8 protein-coding genes are annotated in these 3882 nt (G+C 64.9%); all 8 read right to left on the bottom strand.

Translation table 11 applies throughout. The features are described 5' to 3' along the window. A partial coding sequence (locus tag JOY90_RS20220) for an uL22 family ribosomal protein (RefSeq protein ID WP_291692874.1) occupies positions 1-152 on the bottom strand: 152 nt, incomplete at its 3' end. Between the two features lie 10 nt (positions 153-162). Next, positions 163-441 (bottom strand): 30S ribosomal protein S19, encoded by a 279-nt coding sequence (gene rpsS, locus JOY90_RS20215; RefSeq protein WP_025588653.1) that lies wholly within the window; start codon positions 439-441, stop codon positions 163-165. 12 nt (positions 442-453) lie between these two features. After that, positions 454-1287, bottom strand: coding sequence for a 50S ribosomal protein L2 (rplB, locus tag JOY90_RS20210; protein ID WP_291692873.1), 834 nt, complete (start codon positions 1285-1287; stop codon positions 454-456). Between the two features lie 12 nt (positions 1288-1299). Then, a complete protein-coding gene (locus tag JOY90_RS20205) occupies positions 1300-1599 on the bottom strand; it encodes a 50S ribosomal protein L23 (RefSeq protein ID WP_291692872.1) in 300 nt (99 codons plus the stop codon). Further along, positions 1596-2216, bottom strand: a complete 621-nt coding sequence (gene rplD, locus JOY90_RS20200) for a 50S ribosomal protein L4 (protein WP_291692871.1) — start codon at positions 2214-2216, stop codon at positions 1596-1598. Before rplD ends, JOY90_RS20205 begins: the two co-directional genes overlap by 4 nt. A 1-nt stretch (position 2217) precedes the next feature. Further along, positions 2218-2940 carry a 50S ribosomal protein L3 gene (gene rplC / locus JOY90_RS20195; RefSeq protein WP_291692870.1) on the bottom strand — a complete coding sequence of 241 codons (723 nt, stop codon included), beginning with the start codon at positions 2938-2940 and terminating at the stop codon, positions 2218-2220. Positions 2941-3001: 61 nt separating this feature from the next. Then, the gene (gene rpsJ / locus JOY90_RS20190; protein WP_002712302.1) at positions 3002-3310 is read right to left on the bottom strand and encodes a 30S ribosomal protein S10; all 309 of its coding nucleotides are present in this window, start codon (positions 3308-3310) and stop codon (positions 3002-3004) included. An 80-nt stretch (positions 3311-3390) separates the two neighbouring features. Further along, a partial coding sequence (locus JOY90_RS20185; RefSeq protein ID WP_291692869.1) for an EF-Tu/IF-2/RF-3 family GTPase occupies positions 3391-3882 on the bottom strand: 492 nt, incomplete at its 5' end.

Genomic DNA, 3882 nt, shown 5'->3' with positions numbered 1-3882 from the left:
GAGAACTGCAGGTCGGCGAGCGCGGCAGCCGCCTTCCGGCCGCGGATCATCTGGGCGACCAGATTGAGCTTCTGCGGGCTCACCCGCAGCATGCGGGCGACCGCCTTGGCCTCATTGTCGGCGAGGCTCCGTTCGCGCTTTGGCTTGCTCATGACTTAATCCTCAAGCCTTCTTGGCTTTCTTGTCGCCCGAGTGGCCGTGGAAGGTCCGGGTCGGCGAGAACTCGCCGAACTTGTGACCGACCATTTCCTCGTTGACCGAGACCGGCACGTGCTTCTGGCCGTTGTAGACGCCGAACACGAGGCCGACGAACTGCGGCAGGATGGTCGAGCGGCGGCTCCAGATCTTGATCACGTCGTGACGGCCGGACGCGCGCGCGGCATCCGCCTTCTTCAACAGCGAAGCCTCGACGAACGGGCCTTTCCAGACTGAACGAACCATGTCCGGCGTTCCTTACTTCTTCCGCTTGTGGCGGCTTAGGAGAATGAATTTGTTGGTCGACTTGTTGCTGCGGGTCTTCTTGCCCTTGGTCGGCTTGCCCCATGGCGTAACCGGGTGGCGACCGCCCGAGGTGCGGCCCTCACCGCCGCCATGCGGGTGATCGATCGGGTTCATCGCAACGCCGCGGTTGTGCGGCCGACGGCCGAGCCAGCGCTTGCGGCCGGCCTTGCCGATCGAGATGTTCATGTGATCGGGGTTCGACACCGCGCCGATGGTGCCGCGGCAGCGGCCGTGGACCAGGCGCTGCTCGCCCGAGTTCAGACGCAGGATGACGTAGTCCTGGTCGCGGCCGACGAGCTGGGCATAGGTGCCGGCGGAGCGCGCGAGCTGGCCGCCCTTGCCGATCTTGGTCTCGATGTTGTGCACGATGGTGCCGATCGGCATGTTGCCGAGCGGCATGACGTTGCCCGGCTTCACGTCGACATGGTCGCCGGCGACGATGGTGTCGCCGACCGCAAGCCGCTGCGGCGCCAGGATGTAGGCCTGCTCGCCGTCCTGATACTTGATCAGGGCGATGAAGCCGGTGCGGTTCGGGTCGTATTCGAGCCGCTCCACCGTTGCGGGCACGTCGACCTTGGTGCGCTTGAAATCGACGACGCGATAGGCCTGCTTGTGGCCACCGCCGCGGAAACGCACGGTGATGCGGCCGGTGTTGTTGCGCCCGCCGCTCGACTGCTTGCCTTCGGTCAAGGCCTTGACCGGCTTGCCCTTGTAGAGGGCCGAGCGATCGACCATGACCAGCTGGCGCTGGCCCGGCGTCGTCGGATTGTAATTCTTCAATGCCATCGTCGTTGAACCTTATAGTCCGGTGGTCACGTCGATGCGGTGGCCCTCTTCCAGGGTCACGATCGCGCGCTTGGTGTCCGACTGCGAACCGAAATTGCCGCGGAACACCTTGCTCTTGCCCTTGCGCACCAGCGTGTTGACGCTCTTCACCTTGACGTCGAACAGCTTCTCCACCGCTTCCTTGATCTGCGGCTTGGTGGCCTTGCCCGCGACCTTGAACAGCACCTTGTTGTGCTCGGAGGCGAGCGTCGCCTTCTCGGTGATGACCGGGGCGACGATGACGTCGTAGTGGCGGGGATCGATGGTCTTCATTTGAAGCGCGCCTCCAGCGCATCGATCGCCGCCTTGGTCAGGACCAGCTTCTGGCGACGCAGAATGTCGTAGACGTTGATGCCCTGGATCGGCAGCACGTCCATGTTCGGGATGTTGCGGGCAGCGGCGGCAAAGCCGTCATGCAGCTCGGCGCCGTCGATGATCAGCGCGTTGGTGAGCCCCAGGCCGTCGAAATGGCCGACCAGCGCCTTGGTCTTGGCCGCCTCGAGCTTCGCCGCCTCGATCACCACGAGGTCGCCATCCTTGGCCTTGGCCGACAGCGCATGCTTCAGCGCCAGCGCGCGGACCTTCTTCGGCAGGTCGGTCGCATGCGAGCGCACCACCGGGCCGAAGGCACGGCCGCCGCCACGAAACTGCGGCACGCGCGCCGAGCCGTGACGGGCACCGCCGGTGCCCTTCTGCTTGTACATCTTCTTGCCGGTGCGCCAGATCTCGGCGCGTCCCTTGGCCTTGTGGGTGCCGGCCTGGCGCTTGTTGAGCTGCCACTGCACGCAGCGGGCGATGATGTCCTGTCGCGGCTCGAGGCCGAAAATGTCGTCGGAAAGCTCGACGGAGCCGGCGGCCTTGCCTTCGAGGGTCGTGACTTTCAATTCCATCTCACGCCCCTTCCTTCGCAGGCACCGCTTCCGCCGCCTCGCCATTGCCCGCGACCTTGAACTTGCCGGGCTTCGGCGCTTCCTTCGGCAACGGCTTCTTGACGGCGTCGCGCACCCTGATCCAGCCGCCCCTGGAGCCGGGCACGGCGCCCTCGACCAGGATCAGGCCGCGCGCGACGTCGGTCGAGACCACGCGCAGGTTGAGAGTGGTGACGCGGTCGACGCCCATGTGACCGGGCATCTTCTTGTTCTTCCAGGTCTTGCCGGGATCCTGGCGGCCGCCGGTCGAACCGATCGAACGGTGCGAGACCGACACGCCGTGGGTGGCGCGCAGGCCGCCGAAATTCCAGCGCTTCATGCCGCCGGCAAAGCCCTTGCCGATCGAGGTGCCGGTCACGTCGACGAACTGGCCGACCACGAAATGATCGGCCTGGATCTCGGCACCCACCGGAATCAGCGCATCCTCACTGACGCGGAATTCCGCGACCTTGCGCTTCGGCTCGACCTTGGCGACGGCGAACTGGCCACGCTCGGCCTTGGGCATGTAGACGGTCTTGCGGGCGCCCGAGCCGAGCTGCAACGCGACGTAACCGTTCTTGTCGGTCGTGCGATGGCCCAGCACCTGGCAATTGCCCAGCTTCAGCACGGTCACGGGGATATGCTCGCCCGCCTCCGTGAAGACCCGTGTCATCCCGACCTTCTGTGCGATCACTCCGGAGCGCATCTTTGGTGCTTCCTGTTCTCTCTCTCGCCTCGCCACGCGGCGAAGCACGAAATCCAAAAACTTAGAGCTTGATCTCGACGTCGACGCCGGCGGCCAGGTCGAGCTTCATCAGCGCGTCCACGGTCTGCGGGGTCGGATCGACGATGTCGAGCAGGCGCTTGTGCGTGCGCATCTCGAACTGCTCGCGGCTCTTCTTGTCGACATGCGGCGAACGGTTGACGGTGAACTTCTCGATCCGCGTCGGCAGCGGAATCGGTCCGCGGACCTGTGCGCCGGTGCGTTTCGCCGTGTTCACGATCTCACGCGTCGACGTATCGAGGATGCGATGGTCGAACGCCTTGAGCCGTATGCGGATATTCTGGCCGTTCATTGCCGTAGCTTTCTTCTGGTGAGTGGCGAGGAGCGAATAGCGAATGGATCACCATTCGCTACCCGCCAATCCCTTGTTCGTTATTCGATGATCGAGGCGACGACGCCGGCGCCGACGGTGCGGCCGCCTTCGCGGATCGCGAAGCGGAGCTTCTCCTCCATCGCGATCGGCACGATCAGGTGCACTTCCATCGCGATGTTGTCGCCGGGCATCACCATCTCGGTGCCTTCGGGGAGATGCACAACACCGGTCACGTCGGTGGTGCGGAAGTAGAACTGGGGCCGGTAGTTGGTGAAGAACGGCGTGTGACGGCCGCCCTCCTCCTTGGTGAGGATGTAGGCCTCGGCCTTGAACTTGGTGTGCGGCTTGACCGAACCGGGCTTGCACAGCACCTGGCCGCGCTCGACTTCCTCGCGCTTGGTGCCGCGCAGCAGCGCGCCGATGTTGTCGCCGGCCTGACCCTGGTCGAGCAGCTTGCGGAACATCTCGACGCCGGTGACGGTGGTCTTCTGGGTGTCGCGCAGGCCGACGATCTCGATTTCGTCGCCGACCTTGACGATGCCGCGCTCGAC

The sequence above is a fragment of the Bradyrhizobium sp. genome (assembly GCF_019242285.1).
Taxonomy (GTDB): Bacteria; Pseudomonadota; Alphaproteobacteria; order Rhizobiales; family Xanthobacteraceae; genus Bradyrhizobium.
This window is presented reverse-complemented; position numbering and strand designations above follow the sequence as displayed.

Coding starts and splice junctions, on each gene's coding strand:
- rplD (WP_291692871.1), bottom strand. CDS start 2,216: ATGGAATTGAAAGTCACGACCCTCGAAGGCAAGGCCGCCGGCTCCGTC.
- rpsJ (WP_002712302.1), bottom strand. CDS start 3,310: ATGAACGGCCAGAATATCCGCATACGGCTCAAGGCGTTCGACCATCGC.
- rpsS (WP_025588653.1), bottom strand. CDS start 441: ATGGTTCGTTCAGTCTGGAAAGGCCCGTTCGTCGAGGCTTCGCTGTTG.
- rplC (WP_291692870.1), bottom strand. CDS start 2,940: ATGCGCTCCGGAGTGATCGCACAGAAGGTCGGGATGACACGGGTCTTC.
- rplB (WP_291692873.1), bottom strand. CDS start 1,287: ATGGCATTGAAGAATTACAATCCGACGACGCCGGGCCAGCGCCAGCTG.
- JOY90_RS20205 (WP_291692872.1), bottom strand. CDS start 1,599: ATGAAGACCATCGATCCCCGCCACTACGACGTCATCGTCGCCCCGGTC.